The sequence below is a fragment of the Streptosporangium sp. NPDC001559 genome, from assembly GCF_042893955.1.
Lineage (GTDB): Bacteria > Actinomycetota > Actinomycetes > Streptosporangiales > Streptosporangiaceae > Streptosporangium.
Window position 1 is genome coordinate 565,300 of record NZ_JBIAVG010000001.1, and the last position, 21,656, is coordinate 586,955.

Consider the following 21,656-nt stretch of genomic DNA (forward strand, 5'->3'; position numbering starts at 1 on the left):
ACTGATAAATCCCGGATAGTCGTCCCGCAACGGCTGGAGCCTTCGCGGTAGCGCTCCCGCATCAGAACTCCCTGGAAAGGGCAGCCCCGCCGGCTCTTCCCTCAAATGTTTCCGACAAAACAGAACACGCCCTCCGAAAGGAATTCGGCGGGCGTGTTCGGACGATCCTCCTCAGGAGGCCGACGGTGGCTCGGCGTAGCGAGCCAGGTAGAGCTGTTCGCCCAGGCTGCTGATCAGCCCCAGCTCCGTCTCCAGATAGTCGATGTGGTGTTCCTCGTCCTCAAGGATCTCCTCGAAGAGACGAGCGGAGGTGGCGTCACCCTTTTCCCGCATGAAAATGATCGCGGGCTTCAACCGGGTGACGACCTCAAGCTCGATGTTGAGGTCGGATCTCAGCTGCTCCTCGACGGTCTGGCCGATGTGCAGCGTACCGAGCCTCTGATAGTTGGGCAGGCCTTCGAGAAAGAGGATTCGATCCGTCAGTTTCTCCGCGTGGCGCATCTCGTCGATGGACTCTTCGCGGGTGTACTTCGCGAGTCTGGTGTATCCCCAGTTCTCCTGCATCTTCGCGTGCAGGAAGTACTGGTTGATCGCGGTCAGCTCTGCCGTGAGCTGTTCGTTCAGCAACTCTATGATCTTCTTGTCGCCCTGCATGGCGGGCTCCTCGGGCTAAGCGGTCGGCAACAAGTCTTCAGACCGCTTCAGGATCGCACAGATCTTCCGCACGCAGGAGGCGCAATCACCGCCCGCACCGGTCCGGTCACGAACCTGGCGCGCACTGCTGGCTCCTGACGCTATGCAGTCATGCACCTCGTTTTCGGTGACAGCGCGGCAGACGCAGACATACACGGCGGGGAAAGGCCTTTCTCAGGTGCACTACAAACTAGGTAAGGCATACCTAACATAACGCATTCAGTAAGGCTTTCCTATGTGATGTAGAACACACAAAGAACGTTTCCCCGCCGCGCGTGTCCCGGCGCGTCAGACGATCAGTGCCCCCTCGCGATCCACTCCTGGAGATGCGGGGCCTCCGCGCCGATCGTGGTCGAGTCGCCGTGGCCGGTCTCGACCACCGTCTCACCCGGCAGGGTGAGCAGCCTCTCCCCGATCGACCCGATGATCGTCTCGAAGGAGGAGAACGACCTGCCCGTCGCCCCGGGGCCGCCGTTGAACAGCGTGTCGCCGGTGAAGACCACGCCCAGCTCGGGCGCGTGCAGGCACACCGCGCCCGGCGTGTGACCGGGGGTGTGCAGCACGGTCAGCTCGACGCCGCCGGCGGTGATCACCTGCCCGTCCCCGAGCGGCGTGTACGGCAGGTCCGGGTAGACCATCTCCCACAGGACCTGGTCCGCCGGGTGGAGCATGATCGGCGCGCCGACCCGGGCGGCCAGGTCGGCCGCCGCGTCGATGTGGTCGTTGTGCGCGTGGGTGCAGACGATCGCCCTGACCTCCCGGTCGCCGATCCGCCCGGCGATGGCCGCCGCGTCGTGCGCGGCGTCGACCACCACGACCTCGCGCTCGGAGCCGACCAGCCAGACGTTGTTGTCCACCTCCCACGTCCCGCCGTCCAGCGAGAACGTCCCCGAGGTGACGACCCGGTCGATCACAGGACCACCACCGAGCGCAGCACCTCGCCGCGGTGCATCTTGGCGAAGGCCTCCTCGACGTCGCCGAGGCCGATCGTCTCGGAGACGAAGCCGTCCAGGTTCAGCCGTCCCTGGAGGTAGAGGTCGATGAGCATGGGGAAGTCACGGCTGGGCAGGCAGTCGCCGTACCAGGAGGACTTCAGCGCCCCACCCCTGCCGAAGACGTCGAGCAGCGGCAGCTCGATCGTCATCTCCGGGGTCGGGACGCCCACGAGGACCACGGTCCCGGCCAGGTCGCGGGCGTAGAAGGCCTGCCGGTAGGTCTCGGGACGGCCGACGGCCTCGATCACCACGTCCGCGCCGTTGCCGCCGGTGAGCTCCTTGATCGTCTCGACCGGGTCGCTCTCACGGGAGTTGACGGTGTGGGTCGCGCCGAACTCCTTGGCCCAGGCGAGCTTGCGGTCGTCGATGTCCACCGCGATGATCTTCGTCGCGCCCGCCAGGTGGGCGCCGTGAACGGCGGCGCCGCCGACCCCGCCGACGCCGATGACGGCCACGCTGTCGCCCCTGGTCACGCCGCCGGTGTTGATCGCGGCGCCGATGCCCGCCATCACGCCGCAACCGAGCAGCCCGGCGGCCGTCGCCGGGGCCGCCTGGTCGACCTTGGTGCACTGCCCGGCGGCCACGAGTGTCTTCTCGACGAAGGCGCCGATGCCCAGCGCCGGGCTGAGCGGCGTGCCGTCGGCGAGCGTCATCGGCTGGGTGGCGTTGTGGGTGCTGAAGCAGTACCACGGACGGCCCCGGCGACAGGCGCGGCACTGCCCGCAGACCGCCCGCCAGTTCAGGATCACGTAGTCGCCGGGCGCGACGTCGGTGACGCCCTCACCGACGGCCTCGACCACCCCGGCGGCCTCGTGGCCGAGCAGGAACGGGAACTCGTCGTTGATCCCGCCCTCGCGGTAGTGCAGGTCGGTGTGGCACACCCCGCACGCCTGGATGTTCACCACCGCCTCGCCCGGACCCGGGTCCGGCACGTGGACGGTCTCCAGGGAGACGGGCTCCCCCTTGCCTCGCGCGACCACGCCCTGCACGGTGTACGGCATGTCTGCACCTCGTCCTTGATCGTCTGGCATCGTGGCGGTGCCTCACCGGGCACCCCGGTGTCCATGCTTACCAGGCCGGACCGGGCTCCCGTCAGGCCCTTCTGAGCACGTACGGCTGGACCATGCCGAGCCCGCGCGCGGGGCGGCGGCGCATGCGCTGGACCGTGACCCCCGCTGCCCCCGCGACGGCCTCGGCCAGCTCGCCGTCGGCGATGATCGTGCCGGGGCGGGCGATGGCCGTCAGCCGCGCGGCCAGGTTGACCGTGGTCCCGAAGACGTCGCCCATCATCGGCACCACGGGACCGTAGGCGAGCCCGACGCGCACCTCGGGGCCGTAGTCGCGGATCGCCTCGACCAGGCCGAGCGCGATCCCCGCGGCCGTCCGCGGCTCCGCGGCGGTGAACAGCACCTCGTCCCCGAGCGTCTTGACCAGCCGCCCGCCGTACGTGGCGACCACGTCGGCGGCGCGCGACTCGAACCCCTCGACCAGGTCGGCCAGGCCGTTCTCGTCCAGTTCGCGGGAGAGCTGGGTGAAGGAGACCAGGTCGGCGAAGCCGACCGCGAGGGTCAGCCGGTTCGGCACGATCTCCTCGCTGAGGTCGGTCGTGGCGAGCAGGCGGGTCCCCGCCGCGGCGAGCTGGGCCCGCCAGACGTGGACCAGCACCTGCTCGAAGTCGGGCAGCAACCTGCGGGAGGCATCCAGGACCGCGGCGAGGTCGGCGTCGCTGGGCCGTCCCTGCCCGTCGAGCACGGCGCCGACCATGATCTCGGCCTGCCACTGCGCCAGCCTGGCGGTCGTCTGGCCGATCGCCCTGGTCATCCTGATGACGGCCCGCTCGTCCAGCGGGCCGTCCTCCAGCATCGCCCTGACCCGGCCGAGCGCGGCCACGTCGGCGTCGGTGAAGGCGACCGCGTCGTCGGCCAGCGTGGCGAAGCCGAGCGCCCGCCAGATCCGTTCGGTGAGTTCCTGCGGCAGCCGCGCCAGCTCGGCGACCTCGACCCGGGTGTAGCGGGGCGAGGTGCCGACGAACAGGCGCTCGATCTGCTCGGCCGTCGGACGTTGCGCCACGTTCTTCTTCGCCGTCCCCTCCGTCGTGCTCAGGCTTCCGCCCAGGAGGTTACGCCACCGCCCGCACTCTCCGGGTCAGACCGGCGAGCTCCTATTTGAGCGCACCGGCCGTCATCCCCGCCTGGACCCTGCCCTGAAGGAGGGCGTAGACGACCAGGATCGGCGCCATGGCGATCGTGAGGCCCGCGAAGAGGCCCGACCGGTCACCGGCGTAGCCCTGTTCGACCGCCAGGTTGGCCAGTCCCTGCGACAGTACGAACTTGCTGTCGTCGCTGACGAGGACGAGCGGGATGAGGTACTGGTTCCACTGGCCGATGAAGTTGAAGATCCCGACGCTGATGAGTCCCGGTTTGGCCATCGGCAGCATGACCTTGAAGAAGGTCGCGATCTCCCCGCAGCCGTCGAGCGTGGCGGCCTCGGCGATCTCCCCCGGCAGCGTGCGGAAGAAGGCCACCAGGAAGAACATGGAGAAGGGCAGCGAGTAGGCCGTGTAGACCAGGATGAGGCCGGGCAGCGAGTCGCCGAGCCCCAGGTTCTGGACCACGAAGAACAGCGGGACGAGCGCCATGAAGACCGGGAAGGTCATCCCGGCGACGAAGAAGTAGTAGAGCACTCCCTTGAAACGGAACTCGAAGCGGGCGAACACGTAGGCGGCCATGGCCGACAGCAGGAGCGTCAGCGTGACGCCGCCGCCGACCACGATGACGGTGTTGCCGAAGTACGTCCCGATGGAGGCGCTGTCCCAGGCCCTGGCGAAGTTCTCCCAGCGCAGGGCCGCGGGCAGCGACCACGGGTCGGCGACGATCTCGGGATCCGACTTGAGGGAGCTGACGACGGCCCACAGCAGCGGCGCGGTGGAGATCACGGCCCACAGGACCAGGAACACCTGGGCGACGGCGATCGTGGGGCCGGACGACCTTCGCGGGCCCGTGGCGGTGGCCATCAGAACTCGATCCTCTCTCTACGGGTCGCCCGGAGCGTGAAAGCGGACAGGGCGAGGGTGACGGCGAAGAGCACGACGCCCATCGCGGAGGCGTAGCCGAAACGGCCGTAGGAGAACGCGTTCTGGTAGAGGTAGAACGAGGCGACCTGGGTCGAGTCGTTCGGCCCGCCGCCGGTCATGATCTGCACCACGGCGAAGGCGTCCAGTGCGGCGATTCCCAGATAGACCGTCGCCGTCCGGACGTTCTCCCAGATCAGCGGGATCGTGATGCGGAAGAAGATCTGGGTTCTCGACGCGCCGTCGAGCACCGCCGCCTCAAGCAGCGAGGCGGGGATCGCCTTGATGCCCGCGGTGAAGAGCACGACGTAGAAGCCGACGCCGTTCCAGACCAGTACGGCGAGCACGGCCCAGAAGGCGAGCCGTTCGTCGCCGAGCCACGACGGCTGGACCTGTTCGAGCCCGACGGCGCGCAACGCGCCGTTGAGCAGGCCGTTGATGGGGTTGTAGATGTTCGTCCACAGCACACCGATGATCGCGATCGACAGGATGTACGGGAAGAAGTAGACGACCCGGTAGAACCCGGCGCCCCACACGCCCCGGATCTCTCCGCTGCGGGGCCCGCCCGCGGCGTTGAGCATGAAGGCGAGGAACAGCGCCAGTCCTATGGTGACCACGGGCAGGGTCACCAGCAGGATCAGGTTGTTGAGCAGTGCCTTCCAGAACACCGGGTCACCGGACAGTTCGGCGAAGTTGGCCAGGCCGACGAGGTCCACCTCGGCTGACAGGCCCCGCCAGTCGGTGAGGGCGATGTAGAACGCCTGCACGTATGGCGAGGCCACGAACACCGTGTACAGGACGACGGGCGCGGCGAGGAAGCCGACGATGACACGGCTCTGATGCCGGTTGCGCATGGGGTGCTCGTCCTAGCCGCGGGCCGCGTCGGTGAGGCGCTGAGCCTCATTGGCGAGCTGATCCGCCTTCACGTCACCGTTCATGAAGCGTCCCATCACCTTGGCGATGTCGCCCCACAGCCGGCTGTCACGGGTGTCCAGGGTGACGCCGAAGACGTTGTCGCCCGCCTCGGCCAGCGCGGCGTCGATCGACACGAGACCGTGCTTGGCGTCCTTGGGCAGCTTCGCCCTGCGGTTGGAGGACAGGGTGCCCGCCTGGGCGATGAAGTTCGCGGCGCCCTCGTCGGAGAGCATCGCCCGCAGGAACTCCAGGCCGCCCGCGGTGTTTTTCGCCGAGCGCGGGACGATGTACGGCTCGCCCGCCTTGGCGCACAGGGCGCCGAAGGGCCGGTCGTCGTTCGCGGTGATCGACGGGACGCGGCAGATCGACATGTCGAAGCCCGCCGGGACGCTGTCGCCCATCTCCTTCTCCAGCCATGAGCCGCCCGGGACGAAACCGGCCTTGCCCAGCAGGAACTGCATCTGCGCGTCGGTGTGGTTCAGCCCGGAGCTTCCCTTGAGCACCCAGCCGTTGGCGGGGATCGCCTCGAAGGCCTTCAGGGCGGCGACGGCCCGTTCATCGGTCCAGGCGTCCTTTTCGAGGTTGTTGATCTTGTCGATGACCTCCTTGCCGGCCACCTTGTAGATCATCGAAGCCAGCCACCAGAACATGTAGTACGGGAACTGGCCGGGGTAGGTCCACGGGGCGATGCCCGCGGTGGCCATCTTGTCGCACAACGTGAGGTACTCGTCCCACGTCTGGGGGTAGGTCCACCCCTTCTCCTTGAACAGCGCGGAGCTGTACCACGCCCCGTAGGCGCCGTAGGAGTAGTTCAGGACCGTGAACTGGCCGCCGTGCGTGCCCACCTCGACCACACCGGGGCGCAGGGTGTCGCGCACCGTGGCCGCTGGATCGCTCCACGAGGGGGCGTCCAGCAGCGGGAGGAGGGGCAGCAGTGCCTCGTCCTTGACGAGCGCGCCGTAGTCGATGGCGTTGGAGCCGGAGTTGTTCACCACGTCCGGCGGGTTTCCGGCGACGAAGCGCGGCTGGAGGGACTGCTGGATCTGCTGGGTCGCCGTCTGGGTGATCTTGGCCTTGGGATGCTTGCCCTGGTACAGCTCGACGGGCAGCTTGATGTAGGTCTGGCCGTAGCCGCCGTCGAAGACGACGACCTCGATGGGCGCGCCCTGGGCCACCCCGAACGGGTTGCCCGCGGCCGCGGCCCCGGTCGGAGTGGCGGCCGGGGCGGCGCTCTGCCGGGTGCCGCCGGTGGCACAGCCGGCCAGCGCGCCCGCGACAGGCGAGAGGGCGAGGAGCGCCAGAACCGAGCGACGGGTCGGCTGGAGCGGAGACGGACGGTCGTTCATGAGATGTACCTCCACAGGATCCTGAGCTTTTGACGATCCTGAGTAAGGTAAGCTACCTTACTAACATGGCTACAGCAACCGGCAATCCTCAGAGCCCGCCATGGAACACATTCGACCAGGCCTTCGACAGCCAGCCCGAGGCGCTGACGCGGCTCGCCACGACGCTGCCGGACCTGCTCCGCCGCCACACCGCGCCACAGACGCGGCGCCTGGTCGTGTTCGGGATCGGGGCGAGCCGTGCCGCGGCCCACGTGCTGACGGCGGGGCTCACCGCGCGGGGGGTCTCGTGCGAGTTGCTGACCGGGGCCGACTTCACCGCCGAGCACGTGCGGCCGGGGACGACGTACCTGGGGATCTCCCAGTCGGGGCGCAGCGTCGAGATCGTGCGCGCGCTGTCGGCGGCTCCCGCCGAGTCGCGCATGAGCGTCGTCAACCGGGTGCCGTCGCCGGTGGCCGACCTGACGCCCCGGCACCTGTGGCTGGGCGACGTCGCGGACTCCCGGGTCTCGACCGTCGGCTACACCGCCACCGCCCTGGCTCTGGCCCTGCTGGCCGAGCACCTCACCGGCGGCGTCGACGAGGGGCGCTGGCGCGCCTTCGGCGAACGGCTGGCCACGGTGACGCGGTGGCGCGGGGCCGCGAGCCGTATGGCGGCCGACCTGCTGGCCGCGGGCCACGTCGACCTGGTCTCCTCAGGGGCGGGGCTGGCCGCGGCCGAGGGGGGCTCGCTGCTGTTCCGTGAGGGCCTCACGATCCCCGCCTCCGCCTTCGACACCCGGTCCTACCTGCACGGCTTCATGGACAGCGCCAAGCCGGGCACCGTCCACCTGATCGTGAACCGCGGGACGGAGGCGCTGCTCGCCCGGCAGCTGGCCGACCACGGTTCCACCGTCCACCTCATCGGAGCCGACCCGATCGAGTACGGCGGAGGCGGCCCCCTGCACCAGATCCACCTGCCGGGGCTGACCGACGCCGAGCTGTCCATCGCGGCGAGCGTGATCTTCCAGATGGTCGTCCAGGAGGCCTGCGCAACCACCGGCCGCCGCCCCGAGGACCCGGTGTTCACCCGCCTCGACACGAAGGTCGTGACGGCCGCGTGAGCACGGTCGACCGGCCGCGTCGCGGCGTCGCGGGCCTCGACATCGGCGGCTCGTACCTGAGGGTCCGCGTCGAGGACGCGATCACCGGCGAACCGCTCGTCACGGAGACCAGGTCGAACACGGGCTGGAACGACCTGTCGCCCGTGGAGCGGGCCCGGCTGGTCCACGACGCGCTGCGCCGGGTCACCCCCGAGGGCCACGTCCTGGCCGCGGTCGGCGTCGGCGCGAGGGGATGCGACTCCGAGGCGCTGACCAGGGAGCTTGAGGCCGCGGTCTCCGCCGAGTTCGGTCCCGGCGTGGCCGTCCGGGTCTGCAACGACGCCCTGCTGGTCGGCCTGGCCGGGGGGTGGGAGCACGCGCTCTCGGTGATCGCCGGAACCGGCGCGGTGGTCGGCGGGCTGACCACCGACGGGGTCACGGTGCTCACCGACGGCTGGGGCTGGCTGCTCGGCGACCACGGGAGCGCGCCGCGCATCGTCGTCGACGCGCTCCGGCTCTACACCGCGGGCCTCGACCGCGAGGAGAGCGACCCGGTGTTCGGCCGGTTCGTGGCCGGGGCGCTCGGTGTCGCCGAGGACCGCAGGCTCCCCGGCGCCGTGCGACGCGCCCGGGAGACCCTCGGCGATCTCGCGCCGGGCGTCTTCGAGTGCGCCGAGGCCGGTTCGCCCTGCGCCCGGCAGGCCATAACCGACAACGCCTGGCGGCTCGCGGGCAACGTCGTGACGGCGCTGCGCCTCGGCGTCCGGGCCGACGCCGTCGTCGGCGCCGGTGCGATCATGGTCAAGCAGCCCTCCTTCAGGGCCGCGTTCGCCTCCGGGCTGGTAGCCCAGGACGTGACGCTGCCACTGTCGGTTCTCGACACGGAGCCGGTCTTCGGGGCCGTCCGGCTCGCCAAACTGGCCCTGCGCAACGCTGCTTCATGCAACGATGAGGAACAACTGACATGACATCCCACCTGCGTCATCTCGCCCTTGGCACCGTACTGCCCGCGTTCGAGGGGACCACGGCCCCGGAGTGGCTGCTCGACCTGCTGCGGGAGGGGCTGGGCGGCGTCATCCTGTTCGGCCGCAACATCGTCTCCCCGCCCCAGGTCGCGGCGCTGGTGCGGCAGATCCTGGACGCGCGCCCCGACGCCGTCGTGGGGATCGACGAGGAGGGTGGCGACGTCACCCGGATCCACCACGACAGCGGCAGCCCCTACCCCGGCAACCGCGTGCTGAGCGAGAACGACGACCTCGACGCCACCAGGGCGGTCGGCCGGGGCATCGGCGCCGAATTGCGCGACCTCGGCGTCAACTTCAATCTCGCGCCCATCGGCGACTACGTGACCAGCCCGACCAGCCCGATCACCACCCGCTCGTACGGCCGTACGCCCCAGGCCAACGCCGAACACGCCGCGGCCTGGATCGAGGGCCTGCAGAGCGCGGGCGTGGCGGCCTGCCTGAAGCACTATCCGGGGCTCGGCGGATCCCTGCTCGACTCGCACCTCTCGCTCGGCCGGGTCACCGCGGAACGCGCCGACTTCGAGTCGGAGCATCTGCGGACCTTCGTACGGGCCGCGGGCGCGAACGTGGCGAGCATGATGACCGCCCATGTCGTGATTGACTGTCTCGACCCCGGTGTCCCCACCACCCTGAGCGAGACTGTGATCGGCGACCTGCTCCGCGACGAGATCGGCTACGACGGCGTCGTCATCTCCGACGCGCTGGAGATGCGCGGCGTCCTCGACCACGCCTCGTCGCTGCCCGCCGCCGCGGTCGGCGCGCTGCGCGCCGGTGTCGACGCGCTGTGCCTGGGCGCCGAGCAGTACGAGGAGGCGACCCGGGCCGTCGTCGAGGCGATCGTCACCGCGGCGGAGTCCGGTGAGCTGCCCGTCGAGCGGCTGGAGGAGGCCAACCGGCGAATCCAGGCGATGGCCCGCGCCTACCCCGGCACGCCGGGCGCGCCGGGCGCGACCGACACGACGGCCGAACGCTCCGTCGCCCTTGAGGCCGCGTGGGGGGCGACCGTCCGCGAGGGCGACGTCTCGATCGCCGGGGGTGCCGTGCACGTCCTGACCTTCGACGACCGGACCTCCATCGCGGCGGGCCCCGTCCCGTGGGGCATCGGGCCGGAGCTGCGCGCGGCCGGCGTCCCGTTCCACGACCTGGTCCTGAGCCCGCCGATCCACGACCTTCCCGACCTGTCCGGGGTCGCGCCGTCCGACGTGGTGGTCGCGGTGGTCCGGGACCTGCCGCTGCACCCCCGCAGCGCGGAGGTCTTCGAGAGACTGCGGGCCTCGCGCCTGGTCGTCGTCGACATGGGATACCCGGGGACGGAGTACCCCCACGCCACCGGCGTGATCCGAACCTTCGGCGCGTCCAGGGCGAGCTCGGCCGCCGCCGTACGCGCCCTGACCGAGACGGTGTGACCTCGATTGCACGATGACGTTCGTCCCCTGGAACTGCCCCCCACCCAGCGGCACGTCCTGAGTCACACGCTGGGGCACGGGTCGACCACCCGGCCCCGGCTGCTCGCGGCGACGGGCCTGTCGAAGCCGAGTGTCAACGACGCCGTCAGCTCGCTTGAGGGCGCCGGATACGTGCGCCGCAACGGCAGGCACCTCCCCGCGACGGGCAAGCCCGCCGTGGTGTTCGAGGCGGCAGAGGAGGTCGGCTGGGCGCTCGGCGTCGACCTGGGCAGCTCCCACATCGAGCTGATGGCCGTCGACCTCGCCGGGACGGACCGCGCGCACGTCTCCGTCACCGAACCCGGCGGCCCCGGGACCGCGCGGCGGCGGGAACCGTCCGCCTCGGTCGTGGAACGGGCGGTCGAGCAGCTCACCGAGTGGTGCGCCCGGCCCGACCGGCTGCGGCGGCTGCGCGCGGTGACGATCGCCGTCCCGCAGATCGTCGACGCGGGTCGCCGCCAGGTCTCGGCCGCCGACGCCGACCGGGAGCGGGGGGCCGTCGCGGCCCTGCTTCGCGCGCTCACGGACCACTACGACGGCCCGGTCCGGCTGGAGAACAACGTCAACTGCTCGGCGGTGGCCGAGATGCGCATCGGAGTCGGCGCCGAGGTGCCGAGCCTGGCCTACCTGCAGCTCGGCGTCGGCGTCGGCGCCGGGATCATCAACGAGGGCCACCTCGTCCGGGGCGCCCACGGCGCGGCGGGCGAGCTCTCCCGGCTGCCGTTCCCCTGGGCCGACGGCGCCGAGCAGGCCTCCCGGTACGCAATGGAGGACCGGCTCGCGGCCTCCCGTCTGGTCGACGCCTACCGGTCGAGCACCCCCGGCGCCCAGGACTCCTCCGTCGGCGACGTGGTGCGGGCGATCCTGGCCGACGTCGCGACCGGCCCCGCCGAGGTGCGGGCCGTCCTCGACGAGTACGTGCGGGACGTGGCCAGGGCGTGTGTCGCGCTCGCGGCCGTCGTCGACCCCGACATCGTGGTGATCGGCGGCGAGATCGGCGACGTCCCCGAGGTCGTCGAGGCGGTCCAGGCCGCGGCCCGGCCGCTGCACGAGTTCCTGGTGGTCTCCGGCAGCGTCATCGGAGAACTGGCCACCGTCTTCGGCGCGGTCGTCCTCAGTCTTGAGGCGGCGCACGCCCGGCTCCTCGGTGAGCACGCGGTGCACGCCGCGGCCGCCATCGACCGCCTGGGTCCGCGTTCAGACGCCTGACCTGCGGTATCACCCGCCGGGGCGCCCGCCGCCCCGTGACCGTCGTCGCCGACCGTGTTCCACCGCGCCACCGACGGTTACCGACGTTGTCATGAAACGGTCAGGATTCCCCTGACCGCTGGTCGATGTGATTCGACCGCTCACCGACACGGCGGGACCGGTGAGCGCTCCGGGAACGCCGTTCGTCCACCCCGGCACAGCATGCCTGTTCCGCACCATCGGCCCGTCCTATGGTCAGGGTGCCCTCTCGTGTTCATTTGCCCGGCAGATCGAAGTCGGCCCCACCGGCCGATCCCCCCAGCTCTGTTGTCGGTCCCAAAAGGAAACCCAACATGAAGACGAAGAAACGGCACTTCACGTTCACCGTGGGCGTGTCACTCGTCGCGGCGGCCCTGACCCTCACCTCCTCGGTTCCCACCGCTCTGGCCTCCGCCGCGCCGAGCGCTCCTGCGGGCGCGCCGACCGCCGCGGCCCCGCAGACGGCGGCCCCCGACTGTGCCCCCGACACCACCGTGCAGACCGACCAGGGTCCGGTGTGCGGCCTGGTCACCAACGGCGTCAAGTCCTGGCTCAGCGTCCCCTACGCCGCGCCGCCCGTCGGCGAACTGCGCTGGGCGCCACCCGAGCGGCATGCCCCGTGGACGGAGGCCCTGCAGGCCACCCAGCGTTCCACGCCCTGCCCGCAGCCCGCGTTCCTCACTCCCGAGACCTTCAACGAGGACTGCCTGAAGCTGAACGTCGCCGCTCCCGCCGACGCCGGCGGCACGCCGCTGGCCGTGATGGTCGAGTTCCACGGCGGCGGGTTCCGGCTCGGCTCCTCCTCCGACGGGACCTACCTGGCCGGCGCGGGCCGTGTCGTCCACGTCAGCGTGGACTACCGGCTCGGCATCCTCGGCTTCCTGGCGCACAAGGCGCTGGGCGCCCGCTCGGGCAACTGGGCGCTGCGCGACCAGCAGGAGGCGCTGCGCTGGGTCCAGCGCAACATCTCCCGGTTCGGCGGCGACCCGCGCAACGTGACCATCTACGGCGCCTCCGCCGGAGGGTCCAGCGTGTGCGCCCACACCACCTCGCCGCTGTCGCGGGGGCTGTTCCAGAAGGGCATCTCGCAGAGCGGCGAGTACAACTCGCTGCGCGGCCACGAGACCATGTGGCAGACCCAGGACTGCAAGGCCGACCTGCCGACCGAGGCGGAGGCGCAGCAGACGGGCGACCGGTTCGCCGCCGCCGTCGGCTGCGGGGACGCCGCGGACGTGGCCGCCTGCCTGCGCGCGGTGCCCGCCAAGACCCTGCTGGAGAAGGCGGGCGACGGCCTCGGCCCCGACAAGGGCACGCTGGCCCCGATCGTGGACGGCACGGTGCTGCCCCTGTCACCCGCCGAGGCGTTCGCCACCGGCCGGATAAACCGGGTCTCCCTCATGCACGGCGTCGACCGCGACGAGACCCAGCTCCCCGGGGCCAACACCCCCGCGGACTACGAGAGGCTGGTCAAGGAGCAGTACGACACCCTCGCCCCCGAGGTGTTCAAGCGCTACCCGCTGAAGCGCTTCCCCGAGCCCTCGGCGTTCATCGCCTACCGGACCCTCGTGGCCGACTCCAACTCCGTCTGTCCCGCCCTGCTGAACGACGAGCGGCTGTCCCGGCACATCCCGGTCTTCGGCTTCCAGGTGGACAACGCCGACGCCCCGCCGCTGTTCTTCCTGGACGCGACCAAGCCGAACGGGTCGTACCACATCAACGAGGTGCCGTTCCTGATCTTCCCCAGGACCGACCTGAACGGCAACCAGCAGGCCTTCGGCAGGCAGCTGGTCTCCCAGTGGACCGGGTTCGCCAAGACCGGCAACCCGACGGTGGACGGCACGCCGTACTGGTCCAGGTACACCCGCTCGCACCCGACGGTCATGTCTCTCGTGCCGGCCGGTGACAGCCAGCTGACCGAGGAGATCGCCAAGCAGCACCACTGCGGCTTCTGGCAGAAGTACGCGGCCTTCACGCACTGAGCGGCACGCCACAGCCGGTGACCGGACGATCCGACGCGCGCCTTCCCGTGTACGGCCTGGCTCACCGGCTGTTCCGCCCTGCCCCCGCGTGCCGGTTGACCGTCCTCCACCATCGTGCCCGCCCGTCGTAACCGGCCCAAAGGACCGCCCCGGGTCCCGTGGGCCGCACCGAAAGAGGCCGGCCCACGCGACAACCGGCCTCCCCGTTCCCGGTACGGCGCACTCCGCCCCGGGACCACACATGGAGAGAAGATCATGGGAACACGTTCCATCCGCAGTGGAAAAGTGCTCAGATCGACCGCGGTCGTCGCCGCGTCGTGCCTGACCCTGCTGCTGAACACGCCTCTCACGGCGAACGCCGCGCCCCCCGACGACACCGCCCAGACCACCGAGGCGACCGCTGAGGCGCTCGGCGGGCACTCCCTCCCCGGCGACTGGGCGTCCTGGCAGAAGGATCTGAGCGGTTCGCGCTCCAATCCCTTCGAGCGCAGGCTCACCCCGGCCAACGTGGGGCAGCTCAAGCTGAAGTGGGCCTTCGCCTTCCCCAAGAACGCGGGCACACCGCACAGCCAGCCCGCCGTCGTCGGCGACACGATCTACTTCGGCGCTCCGGACGGCCACTTCTACGCCCGGGACGCGCGGACCGGCGCCGCGAAGTGGGACTTCGACCTGAGCACCGTCGGTCCCGCGAGCTTCCGCGCCGTGGTGCAGGACGGGGCCGCCGTCTCCGGGGGCAAGGTCTACTTCGGTGACGGCCGGGGCTACTTCTACGCCCTTGAGCAGCGCACCGGCAAGCTGGCCTGGGCCCGGCAGATCGACACCGAGGTCTCCTCCGGCGTGACCAGTTCGCCGATCGTCTTCGGCGGACGCGTCTACGTCGGTGTCTCCAGCGGCCAGAACATCATGGGCAAGACCTTCCCCTGCTGCACCTTCCGCGGCCACATCGACGCGCTGAACGCCGAGACCGGCGAGCAGGTCTGGCGTTACTACACGGTGCCCGAGCCCAAGCAGAACGGCACCTGGCCCAACGGCGTGCCGAGGTACGAGCCGTCCGGGGCGGGTGTGTGGAGCACCCCGGCCATCGACCCGGCCACCCGCACCCTGTATGTCGGGACCGGGCAGAACTACACCGGAAGCGCCGGAAACTACGACTCGGTCCTGGCGCTGGACCTCACGACCGGCAAGGCCCGCTGGACCAGGAAGATGACCGACGTCGACACCTGGCGGATCGAGTGCTCGGCCCGTACTCCCGAGGACAAGCAGTACTGCCCGAACCTCGACCAGGGAACCGCGCTCGACTTCGACCTGGGCGCCGCGCCCAACCTGTTCACCGCCGGTGGCAGGCACCTGGTCGGCATCGGGCAGAAGGCCGGGGTCTACCACGTGCTCGACGCCAGGACCGGAAAGATCGTCTGGCAGCGTCAGCTCTCCGAGCCGATGCCCAGCGGCGGCCTGTCCGGCATCCAGTGGGGCACCAGCTTCGACGGCCGGCGCCTGTACGTCTCGACCTACATGGGCAGGCCGGGCACCCTGTTCGCGATCAACCCGGCCGACGGCCACATCATCTGGAAGACCCCCAACCCGGCGGACGGCTGCACCACCGGCGGTGCCGCGCAGTACCCGAACGTCTGCCAGCTCGGCCACGGCCCCGCCGTGACCACCACCCCGGGCCTGGTGTGGCTGGGCAGCATGGACGGCAAGATGCGGGCCTACTCCTCGCGCACCGGTGAGGTGCTGTGGACCCACGACACGATCACCGAGGTCCAGGGCGTCAACGGCCTGCCCGGACGCGGTGGCGCCGTCTCCGGAGCGGGCGGCGCGGTCGTCTCGCACGGGATGGTCTACGTCAACTCCGGCTACATGTTCACCCCGTACCCCAACCCCGACCACGGTTCGGTCCTGCTGGCCTTCGGCCTGTGACCCCGATCTCCCTCAAGGGAGTGGGCTCTCCCTGAGGGAAGGGCCGGGGGCCGCACCTCCCCCGGCCCAACGCCGTCCTGTCGTCAGGCCGTCCTGACCGTACGGCGGTATCCACCGGGAGCCACGTTGGACTCGCGCTTGAAGGCTTTCGCGCTCGTCGCCCACCTTGAACCGAGCCCCCGGACTGGCTTCCTCCACGACGCCGGAAACATCCCGCCCCACCCCGAAGCCGGGCTCACCCAGAATCGGATAGACCCCCGACCTGACGGAGACGTCCACGGGATTCACGCCACTCGCCAGGACCCGGATGAGCACCTCACCGCCGACGCTGGAACTCCTGGCTGAGAAGGTCACGAAACCATTGAGCCGAGAGCCTCAGCCGAACAGCCGCAGAACGCTTCTGGCCTGGCGCTCCAAGGTGCCCGCCGGATTGTGGGGTGTCGCCGGTCCGTCAGGGCCGAGCTGGAGGAACCACATCAGGGCGATGAGGCGGCGGAAGTCGTGCACTCGCCTGGCCTCCTGCGGAGCGAGGTCGAGGTGGGCCAGCAGTTCCTCCGCGTCGAGGGAGCCGTCGAGGCGGGAGATGTGTTCGGTCACCTCGCCGAGTTCGAAGGCGCGGTCGTTGCGGCCGGAGTCCTCCCAGTCGACCAGCCGGATCCGGCGCTCGTGGTCGTCCCAGAGGTAGTTGGCGTGGTTGCCGTCCGCCAGGCCGATGACGGGCGGGAACGGATTCACGGTGAGTTCGTCCGGCGCGGTCGAGGACAGCCAGGAGACCCCGGCCTGGTAGGCGCGCCGCACGAGAGGGTCGTCGCCGAGGTCAGGCTGTTTGTCGGCCCAGGTGCGGACCTTGTCGACGGCCACGGCGGGCCCCCAGGGGGCGGGCTGAAGCGTCCGCACCACCGCGGCGGGAATCCGGTGCAGCCGGTTCAGGGCGGCGGCCAGCGCGCCGATCTGCTCATCGGTGGCGTGTGTTCCACGCAGGACGTGGCCGGGGAGCCTGCTCATCGTGATCACCGGAGGGTCGCCGTCGAGCGCGGCCTCCACAGGGGTGGGGGCGAGGCCGGGGGCGTGTTCGGCCAGGAGCGTCAGCGCCGTCCACTCCCGATGCGGCTCTCCCCGGTTCCATGACGCGTACCGCTTGATCACGACGCTGTCGCCGAGTTCGAGATGGTGGGTGCTGAACCGGTCGGCCATGTGTCTGCTGTACGCCCTCTCTGTCTCTGGCCCTTTCCCCAGGGGAAGGAAGGTCCTTGAGACTATCCGAGGGTGCGGCCGTCACGTGCTGGTCAGCAGATGGGAGGTCGTCCTGCCCGGATGAGCCGGGCCACGGTGGTCCAGCGCATCGGCGTGCGGGCGCCGTGGCCTCCCCGTAGTCCTTCGGCGAGTCCGGCAACGGACGCGCGCAGCGCCGCGAGATTTCGCAGACGCCACAGGGTGACCAGGGCCCAGGTGGCGAGGTTGAGGGGGATCAGCGGGGCGGGCAGGTTACGCAGGGCCAGCCAGACTCGGTTGCGGGCGTTGAGGCGGTAGAAGGCGGCATGTCGGGCCGGGTTGGTGGCCGGGTGGTGGACGACGACATGGGGGGCGTAGTGGCCGGTCCAGCCGCGCTCCCACAGCCGCCAGGCCAGGTCCACTCCTTCGTGGAAGAGGAAGAAGTGCCCTGGCCAGCCGCCGGCGTTCTCGAACGCCTCACGGCGGACCATGACGACGCCTTCGGCCATGACGGTCACGGTGCCGCCCCGGTCGGGGCGGGAGGCACGCAGTCGGGGCACCCAGCGTCGCAGGGTGCGGCCGGTGACGGGGTCGGCGATGCGCGGCTGGACGAACGCGCGGCGCGGGTCGTGGGTGAACTCCTCAGCCAGGCGGGCCAGGGCATCGCAGGTGGGGAGGACGGCGTCGTTGTCGAAGAAGAAGACAAGGTTGCCCTTGACGGTGGCGGCGCCGATGTTGCGGCCCTCGGGGATGCCGACGTTCTGCGGCAGTTCGACGGCCCGCACGCCGTCGGGTACCTGCTCGGGTGCGCAGCCGTTGCCGACCACCACCACGTCCAGGTCGATGCCTTCCTGCGACAGCAGGGAGTTCATGGCGGCGGGGAACTCGACGCGGCGGTCGTTCATGGTCAAGACCACGGCGCCGACTGACGGGCGCGAGATGTCCGTGCTCACCGGATTCCTTGGGTTCCTTTGCTGCCTCACAGCGCGCTGACGCCGACGCCGGGTCATGGTGGGGTGTTCGTTGCCCGCTCACTGTGCCGCCACGTTGCCGTCATGCTGCGGACAGCCCACCTTAATCGGTGAAGATCAGTAGTGGAGGGCGATCAGGCGGCATGGTATGCCGCCTGATCGCCCGTTGGGGTGTCGTCAGGGTCCCCACAGCGCGCGAACGGCTGTGATGACTCGTTGCACCTGGTCGTCGGTCATGGCGGGGTAGCAGGGCAGCGACAGTTGCCGGGCGGCGGCGGTCTCGGTGACCGGCAGAGGCCGGGTGGCGCTGCCGGAGTAGAACCGCAGGGTGTGCACCGGACGGAAGTGGTGGCTGGTCGCGATCCCGTACTGGGTGAGCAGGCGCTCGGCTGTCTCCTCACGCGTCAGTGGGGCACGGGCGGGGTCGATGAAGAGCGAGTAGAGGAACCAGCCGGGTTCGACGCCGGGCAGGACGGTCGGGGTGGCCAGGCCCGGCAGGCCGCTCAGGGCGTCGGTGTAGGCGGCGGCGATCTCGGCGCGGCGCGCGGTGAAGCCCGCCAGTTTGCGCCACTGCGGCAGGCCCACCGCGGCGGTCAGGTCAGACATCACGTACTTCAGGCCCGCCTCAACCACCTCGTAGTCGGCGGTGTGGCGCCCGTTGTGGCGCTGCCACACCGAGGAGTCGATGCCGTGCCGCCCCAGCAGGCGGGCCTTGCCGACGAGGTCACGGCGGCCGAAGAGGATGCCGCCCTCTCCGGTGGTGATCACCTTGTTGGCGTAGAAGCTGAAGGCTCCCAGGTCGCCGACCGCCCCGGCACGTAGTCCGCCGCGTCGGGCCAGCAGCGCGTGAGCGGCGTCCTCGATCAGCAGCAGGCCGTGCCGGTCGGCCAGGTCCCGGAAAGCGGCCAGGTCGGCCGGGTGGCCGCCGTAGTGCATGACCATGATCGCTTTGGTGCGGGTAGTGATCGCGGCTTCGGCCTGCTCGGGGCACAGGTTGTAGGTGACGGGCTCGACGTCGGCGAAGACCGGTCGTGCCCCTACCTGCCGGATGACGTTCGGCCCGGCGCAGAAGGTCAGGCTCGGGGTGATCACCTCGTCTCCGTCCCCGATCCCGGCCGCCAGCAACGCCAGGTGGAGGGCGGCGGTGCAGGAGGAGACAGCGAAGGCGTCCCGGACACCGAGTTCCTCACGAACAGCCTCCTCCAGCGCGGTCGCCTTGGGGCCGTGGGTGAGCCAGCCCGAGCGCACCGTGCCGGCGAATTCGGCGATCTCCTCCTCGCCCAGACTGGGCCGGTTCCAGGGCACCTCCACCGTGGTGGGAGTCTGCGCGGTCACCGGAGAACACCTCCGAAGGCGTCGGCGTACTCCTGCCACAGGCGGTCGCACTCGGCCGAGCGCACCGCCTGCAGGCGACCGGCGGCATGGCAGGCCCGCAGGCCCTTGAGGTTGTCGTACTCAGGCCGGTCGGGGTCGGTGATGCGCTGGTCGGCCATCGCGGCGGCGATCTGACGGACACCGTCGATCAGCGGGGTCGGGCAGGTGCCAGGCAGCAGGTCCGCCAGGCGGCCGAAGGAGGTCCGGTAGTCACGGGCGTCGGCCTCGTCCCGTTCGGGGCCGCGGTCGATGTGCGTTCCCGGGACGGCACGCGCGACGGTCTGCGCGATCTGGGTGATGGTGTAGTTCTCACCGTCGGCCCCCACGTTCAAGACGCCGTGCCCGCCCGGGTGGCCGAGGACGGCGGCCAGGACTTCGGCCACGTCGGCGACGTGCACCAGGGGGCGGCGCTGGGAGCCGCCGTTGAGCGGGATGCGGCCGGTCGCCACGGCCTGGGCGGTCATGCGGTTGGCCACCGAGTCCAGGCGCTGACGCGGAGACGGACCGTGCACGGTCGCCAGGCGCAGCACCGTCACCCCGGCCTGTCCGTCCAGCATCCCGGTGACGTGCTCTTCGGCCAGCACCTTGGTCCGGGCGTAGATGCCCAGCGGATGCGGGGCGGTGTCCTCATCGACGGTGCCCTCGTGCTGGCCGTAGACGCTACAGGAGGAGAACAGCACGTAGTTCGGCACGCCGAGGTCACGGGCGATCGCGGCGGCCAGGACGGGGGAGGCGAAGTTCAGCTCGACGGCCAGGCGCTCGTCGACGGCGCAGGCCGGTTCCCCGACCAGGCCGCCCATGTGCACCACGGCGTCGGCGCCTCGCATCGCCCGGCGCAGAGCATCCACGTCGCGCAGGTCGGCGTTGACGAAGGCCGTGGCGGTGGGCAGCAGACGCTTCGGGTCGTCGTCGCGGGCGTAGATCAGGCCGTCGACCACGGTGACATGGTGGCCCAGCGCCGACAGGTGGCGGGTGGCGACGGCGCCCAGATATCCGGCGCCGCCGAGCAGCACAACACGCATGAAGCTCAACTCCTTGGTCAGTGGTTTCTCGAGGTGAAGGCCGACGCCGAAGGCGGAGTCGGGGCGGGGGCGGGCAGGGGGAAGCGGGCGCGGCCCAGCGCGGTCTCGCGCAGATCGGCCAGGCGCGGCACGAAGGTCAGGGCGAGTTCCTCGGTGGGGTGCAGCAGGCCCCGCTGGCAGGTCTCGGCCGTCCAGGCGCGTATCCCGGCGGGCCAGGCCAGGTTGAGGCCGATCTCTCCTTTCGGGATGACGCCGTTGAACGGCGTGGGAATGCCCTGGAGGTTCCAGTAGGCGGATACGGCACTCGCCTTGGCCTGCTCGATGATCGGGAACAGCTGCGGGTAGCGAGGGCTGGTACGCAGCAGCCGGAAAAGCATCTGGCCCAGCAGTCCCGGGGCGGTCGTGGCCAGCGTGTCGAAGGTGGCCTGACGGAAGGTGACGGCGCCGGCGTCCTGGCGGGCGGTCAGCGCCATGCAGGCGAACCGGTGCGGCAGGCGGCGGCGAACGTAGTCGGCCGCACCGGCGGCCAGCGCGGGATCGACCTGCTCGACCAGGTGCCGCAGCCGTGCGTGACCGGGGTGAAACAGCGCCAGGTCGAACAGTTCCCCCATCGTGTCGACCGCCGCGAACGCCAGCTGTTTGTACAGGCGGTTGTTCAGCTCTCCGGCCTGGGCGCACTCCTTGGTCGGGCGGCTGGTCGAGTGCAGCATGAGGTATTCGGCGACGACCTCGAAGTACAGGTAGCCAAGTGCGGGAACCCCGGGCACCGTGGCGGCGAGCCGGTCGAGGAACACCTCGGCGGGGGTGTCGTTCCCGCACGCACCCGCCAGCAGCGCGTCCAGGACGTCGGCTGCCTGCCGTACCCGGCCAACGGCCGTACGCCGGAGCTGGTCGTCCTCAGCCTCGGTGAGAAAACCCCGGTGCTCCAGGTAGGTACGCAGGTGGACGCTGCCCAGCCGGAGGTAGTTGATCCCTTTGGCGGGGACCGGACGCCCGGGGGTGACCTCGAAGACGATCGTGCGGGTGTGGGGTTTGGTCTCCAGCAGCCAGGCCCCCAGGTTGTGCGGGCGCAACCCCTCGGGCTGGTGGGTGAGCGGGGCGCAGTACAGCGCGCCGACCAGGCACCCGGCGGCCTGGTAGAGCTGGCGGCTGGCGCGGATGGCCTCCAGGTAGGTCGTGGTGTGCATCAGGTAGATCGGCCGGCCGCCGGCCAGCGTCTCCAGCAGGGAGCCCGAGCGCAGCAGCCACCCGTTCGGGGTCTGCTCTTCAAGGTAGGAGCGCCATTCGGTGTCGCTGGCGGCCAGCCCTTGAGGGGCCGGGCGTGGGTGGCGGCCGAGGCCGTAGTCGGTGTGGGCGTCCTCCCACAGGGACATCGGTGCAGGG

20 protein-coding genes are annotated in these 21,656 nt (G+C 70.5%); 6 read left to right on the forward strand and 14 right to left on the reverse strand.

The annotated features are described in order from the left end of the window. Positions 1-171: 171 nt before the first annotated feature. From bfr to ngcE, 8 genes are all read right to left on the reverse strand, one after another. Positions 172-654 (reverse strand): bacterioferritin, encoded by a 483-nt coding sequence (gene bfr, locus ACFYY8_RS02525; RefSeq protein ID WP_364072086.1) that lies wholly within the window; start codon positions 652-654, stop codon positions 172-174. A gap of 15 nt (positions 655-669) precedes the next feature. Further along, complete coding sequence (locus ACFYY8_RS02530) at positions 670-849, reverse strand: (2Fe-2S)-binding protein (protein WP_362910264.1); 180 nt, start codon at positions 847-849, stop codon at positions 670-672. Between the two features lie 140 nt (positions 850-989). Further along, the gene (locus ACFYY8_RS02535) at positions 990-1,607 is read right to left on the reverse strand and encodes an MBL fold metallo-hydrolase (RefSeq protein ID WP_390036369.1); all 618 of its coding nucleotides are present in this window, start codon (positions 1,605-1,607) and stop codon (positions 990-992) included. After that, positions 1,604-2,689, reverse strand: a complete 1,086-nt coding sequence (locus tag ACFYY8_RS02540; RefSeq protein ID WP_390036371.1) for an S-(hydroxymethyl)mycothiol dehydrogenase — start codon at positions 2,687-2,689, stop codon at positions 1,604-1,606. The genes ACFYY8_RS02535 and ACFYY8_RS02540 overlap by 4 nt, the downstream gene beginning before the upstream one ends. A 91-nt stretch (positions 2,690-2,780) precedes the next feature. Next, entirely contained in the window at positions 2,781-3,758 is a 978-nt protein-coding gene (locus ACFYY8_RS02545; RefSeq protein ID WP_390036373.1) for an adenylate/guanylate cyclase domain-containing protein, read from the reverse strand. Between the two features lie 91 nt (positions 3,759-3,849). Continuing rightward, on the reverse strand, positions 3,850-4,701 hold the full coding sequence (locus tag ACFYY8_RS02550; protein ID WP_390036375.1) for a carbohydrate ABC transporter permease: 852 nt from the start codon (positions 4,699-4,701) through the stop codon (positions 3,850-3,852). After that, the gene (locus tag ACFYY8_RS02555; RefSeq protein ID WP_362910269.1) at positions 4,701-5,612 is read right to left on the reverse strand and encodes a sugar ABC transporter permease; all 912 of its coding nucleotides are present in this window, start codon (positions 5,610-5,612) and stop codon (positions 4,701-4,703) included. The genes ACFYY8_RS02550 and ACFYY8_RS02555 overlap by 1 nt, the downstream gene beginning before the upstream one ends. Positions 5,613-5,624: 12 nt before the next feature. Next, positions 5,625-7,019, reverse strand: a complete 1,395-nt coding sequence (ngcE, locus tag ACFYY8_RS02560; RefSeq protein WP_390036378.1) for an N-acetylglucosamine/diacetylchitobiose ABC transporter substrate-binding protein — start codon at positions 7,017-7,019, stop codon at positions 5,625-5,627. Between the two features lie 65 nt (positions 7,020-7,084). Between ngcE and ACFYY8_RS02565 the strand changes: the two genes are divergently transcribed. The 6 genes from ACFYY8_RS02565 to ACFYY8_RS02590 all read left to right on the forward strand — a co-directional run bounded on the left by ACFYY8_RS02565 (position 7,085) and on the right by ACFYY8_RS02590 (position 15,694). Further along, positions 7,085-8,119, forward strand: a complete 1,035-nt coding sequence (locus ACFYY8_RS02565; RefSeq protein WP_390036380.1) for a hypothetical protein — start codon at positions 7,085-7,087, stop codon at positions 8,117-8,119. Further along, the gene (locus ACFYY8_RS02570) at positions 8,116-9,066 is read left to right on the forward strand and encodes a BadF/BadG/BcrA/BcrD ATPase family protein (protein WP_390036382.1); all 951 of its coding nucleotides are present in this window, start codon (positions 8,116-8,118) and stop codon (positions 9,064-9,066) included. Before ACFYY8_RS02565 ends, ACFYY8_RS02570 begins: the two co-directional genes overlap by 4 nt. Next, positions 9,063-10,529, forward strand: coding sequence for a glycoside hydrolase family 3 protein (locus ACFYY8_RS02575; protein WP_390036384.1), 1,467 nt, complete (start codon positions 9,063-9,065; stop codon positions 10,527-10,529). The genes ACFYY8_RS02570 and ACFYY8_RS02575 overlap by 4 nt, the downstream gene beginning before the upstream one ends. 6 nt (positions 10,530-10,535) lie before the next feature. Continuing rightward, the gene (locus tag ACFYY8_RS02580) at positions 10,536-11,777 is read left to right on the forward strand and encodes an ROK family transcriptional regulator (RefSeq protein ID WP_390036386.1); all 1,242 of its coding nucleotides are present in this window, start codon (positions 10,536-10,538) and stop codon (positions 11,775-11,777) included. A 332-nt stretch (positions 11,778-12,109) separates the two neighbouring features. Next, positions 12,110-13,774, forward strand: coding sequence for a carboxylesterase/lipase family protein (locus ACFYY8_RS02585; RefSeq protein ID WP_390036388.1), 1,665 nt, complete (start codon positions 12,110-12,112; stop codon positions 13,772-13,774). 255 nt (positions 13,775-14,029) lie between these two features. Further along, positions 14,030-15,694, forward strand: coding sequence for a PQQ-binding-like beta-propeller repeat protein (locus ACFYY8_RS02590; RefSeq protein WP_390036390.1), 1,665 nt, complete (start codon positions 14,030-14,032; stop codon positions 15,692-15,694). Positions 15,695-15,706: 12 nt separating this feature from the next. Here ACFYY8_RS02590 and ACFYY8_RS02595 read toward each other — a convergent pair whose 3' ends face one another. The 6 genes from ACFYY8_RS02595 to ACFYY8_RS02620 all read right to left on the reverse strand — a co-directional run bounded on the left by ACFYY8_RS02595 (position 15,707) and on the right by ACFYY8_RS02620 (position 21,646). Beyond that, positions 15,707-16,048, reverse strand: coding sequence for an alcohol dehydrogenase catalytic domain-containing protein (locus ACFYY8_RS02595; protein ID WP_390036392.1), 342 nt, complete (start codon positions 16,046-16,048; stop codon positions 15,707-15,709). 21 nt (positions 16,049-16,069) lie between these two features. Next, positions 16,070-16,888 (reverse strand): phosphotransferase family protein, encoded by an 819-nt coding sequence (locus tag ACFYY8_RS02600; protein WP_390036394.1) that lies wholly within the window; start codon positions 16,886-16,888, stop codon positions 16,070-16,072. Positions 16,889-16,980: 92 nt separating this feature from the next. Continuing rightward, positions 16,981-17,859, reverse strand: coding sequence for a glycosyltransferase family 2 protein (locus ACFYY8_RS02605; RefSeq protein WP_390036396.1), 879 nt, complete (start codon positions 17,857-17,859; stop codon positions 16,981-16,983). Between the two features lie 195 nt (positions 17,860-18,054). Next, on the reverse strand, positions 18,055-19,212 hold the full coding sequence (locus ACFYY8_RS02610) for a DegT/DnrJ/EryC1/StrS family aminotransferase (RefSeq protein WP_390036398.1): 1,158 nt from the start codon (positions 19,210-19,212) through the stop codon (positions 18,055-18,057). Continuing rightward, entirely contained in the window at positions 19,209-20,273 is a 1,065-nt protein-coding gene (locus tag ACFYY8_RS02615) for an NAD-dependent epimerase/dehydratase family protein (protein ID WP_390036401.1), read from the reverse strand. The genes ACFYY8_RS02610 and ACFYY8_RS02615 overlap by 4 nt, the downstream gene beginning before the upstream one ends. 17 nt (positions 20,274-20,290) lie before the next feature. Continuing rightward, positions 20,291-21,646: a hypothetical protein gene (locus ACFYY8_RS02620; protein ID WP_390036403.1), complete on the reverse strand. Its 1,356-nt coding sequence runs from the start codon at positions 21,644-21,646 to the stop codon at positions 20,291-20,293. Positions 21,647-21,656: the final 10 nt, after the last annotated feature.

Excerpts from the sequence above, each read along its gene's own strand:
- bfr (WP_364072086.1), bottom strand. The coding sequence starts at position 654 with ATGCAGGGCGACAAGAAGATCATAGAGTTGCTGAACGAACAGCTCACG.
- ACFYY8_RS02540 (WP_390036371.1), bottom strand. The coding sequence starts at position 2,689 with ATGCCGTACACCGTGCAGGGCGTGGTCGCGCGAGGCAAGGGGGAGCCC.
- ACFYY8_RS02550 (WP_390036375.1), bottom strand. The coding sequence starts at position 4,701 with ATGGCCACCGCCACGGGCCCGCGAAGGTCGTCCGGCCCCACGATCGCC.
- ACFYY8_RS02555 (WP_362910269.1), bottom strand. The coding sequence starts at position 5,612 with ATGCGCAACCGGCATCAGAGCCGTGTCATCGTCGGCTTCCTCGCCGCG.
- ngcE (WP_390036378.1), bottom strand. The coding sequence starts at position 7,019 with ATGAACGACCGTCCGTCTCCGCTCCAGCCGACCCGTCGCTCGGTTCTG.
- ACFYY8_RS02565 (WP_390036380.1), top strand. The coding sequence starts at position 7,085 with ATGGCTACAGCAACCGGCAATCCTCAGAGCCCGCCATGGAACACATTC.
- ACFYY8_RS02575 (WP_390036384.1), top strand. The coding sequence starts at position 9,063 with ATGACATCCCACCTGCGTCATCTCGCCCTTGGCACCGTACTGCCCGCG.
- ACFYY8_RS02585 (WP_390036388.1), top strand. The coding sequence starts at position 12,110 with ATGAAGACGAAGAAACGGCACTTCACGTTCACCGTGGGCGTGTCACTC.
- ACFYY8_RS02590 (WP_390036390.1), top strand. The coding sequence starts at position 14,030 with ATGGGAACACGTTCCATCCGCAGTGGAAAAGTGCTCAGATCGACCGCG.
- ACFYY8_RS02600 (WP_390036394.1), bottom strand. The coding sequence starts at position 16,888 with ATGGCCGACCGGTTCAGCACCCACCATCTCGAACTCGGCGACAGCGTC.
- ACFYY8_RS02615 (WP_390036401.1), bottom strand. The coding sequence starts at position 20,273 with ATGCGTGTTGTGCTGCTCGGCGGCGCCGGATATCTGGGCGCCGTCGCC.
- ACFYY8_RS02620 (WP_390036403.1), bottom strand. The coding sequence starts at position 21,646 with ATGTCCCTGTGGGAGGACGCCCACACCGACTACGGCCTCGGCCGCCAC.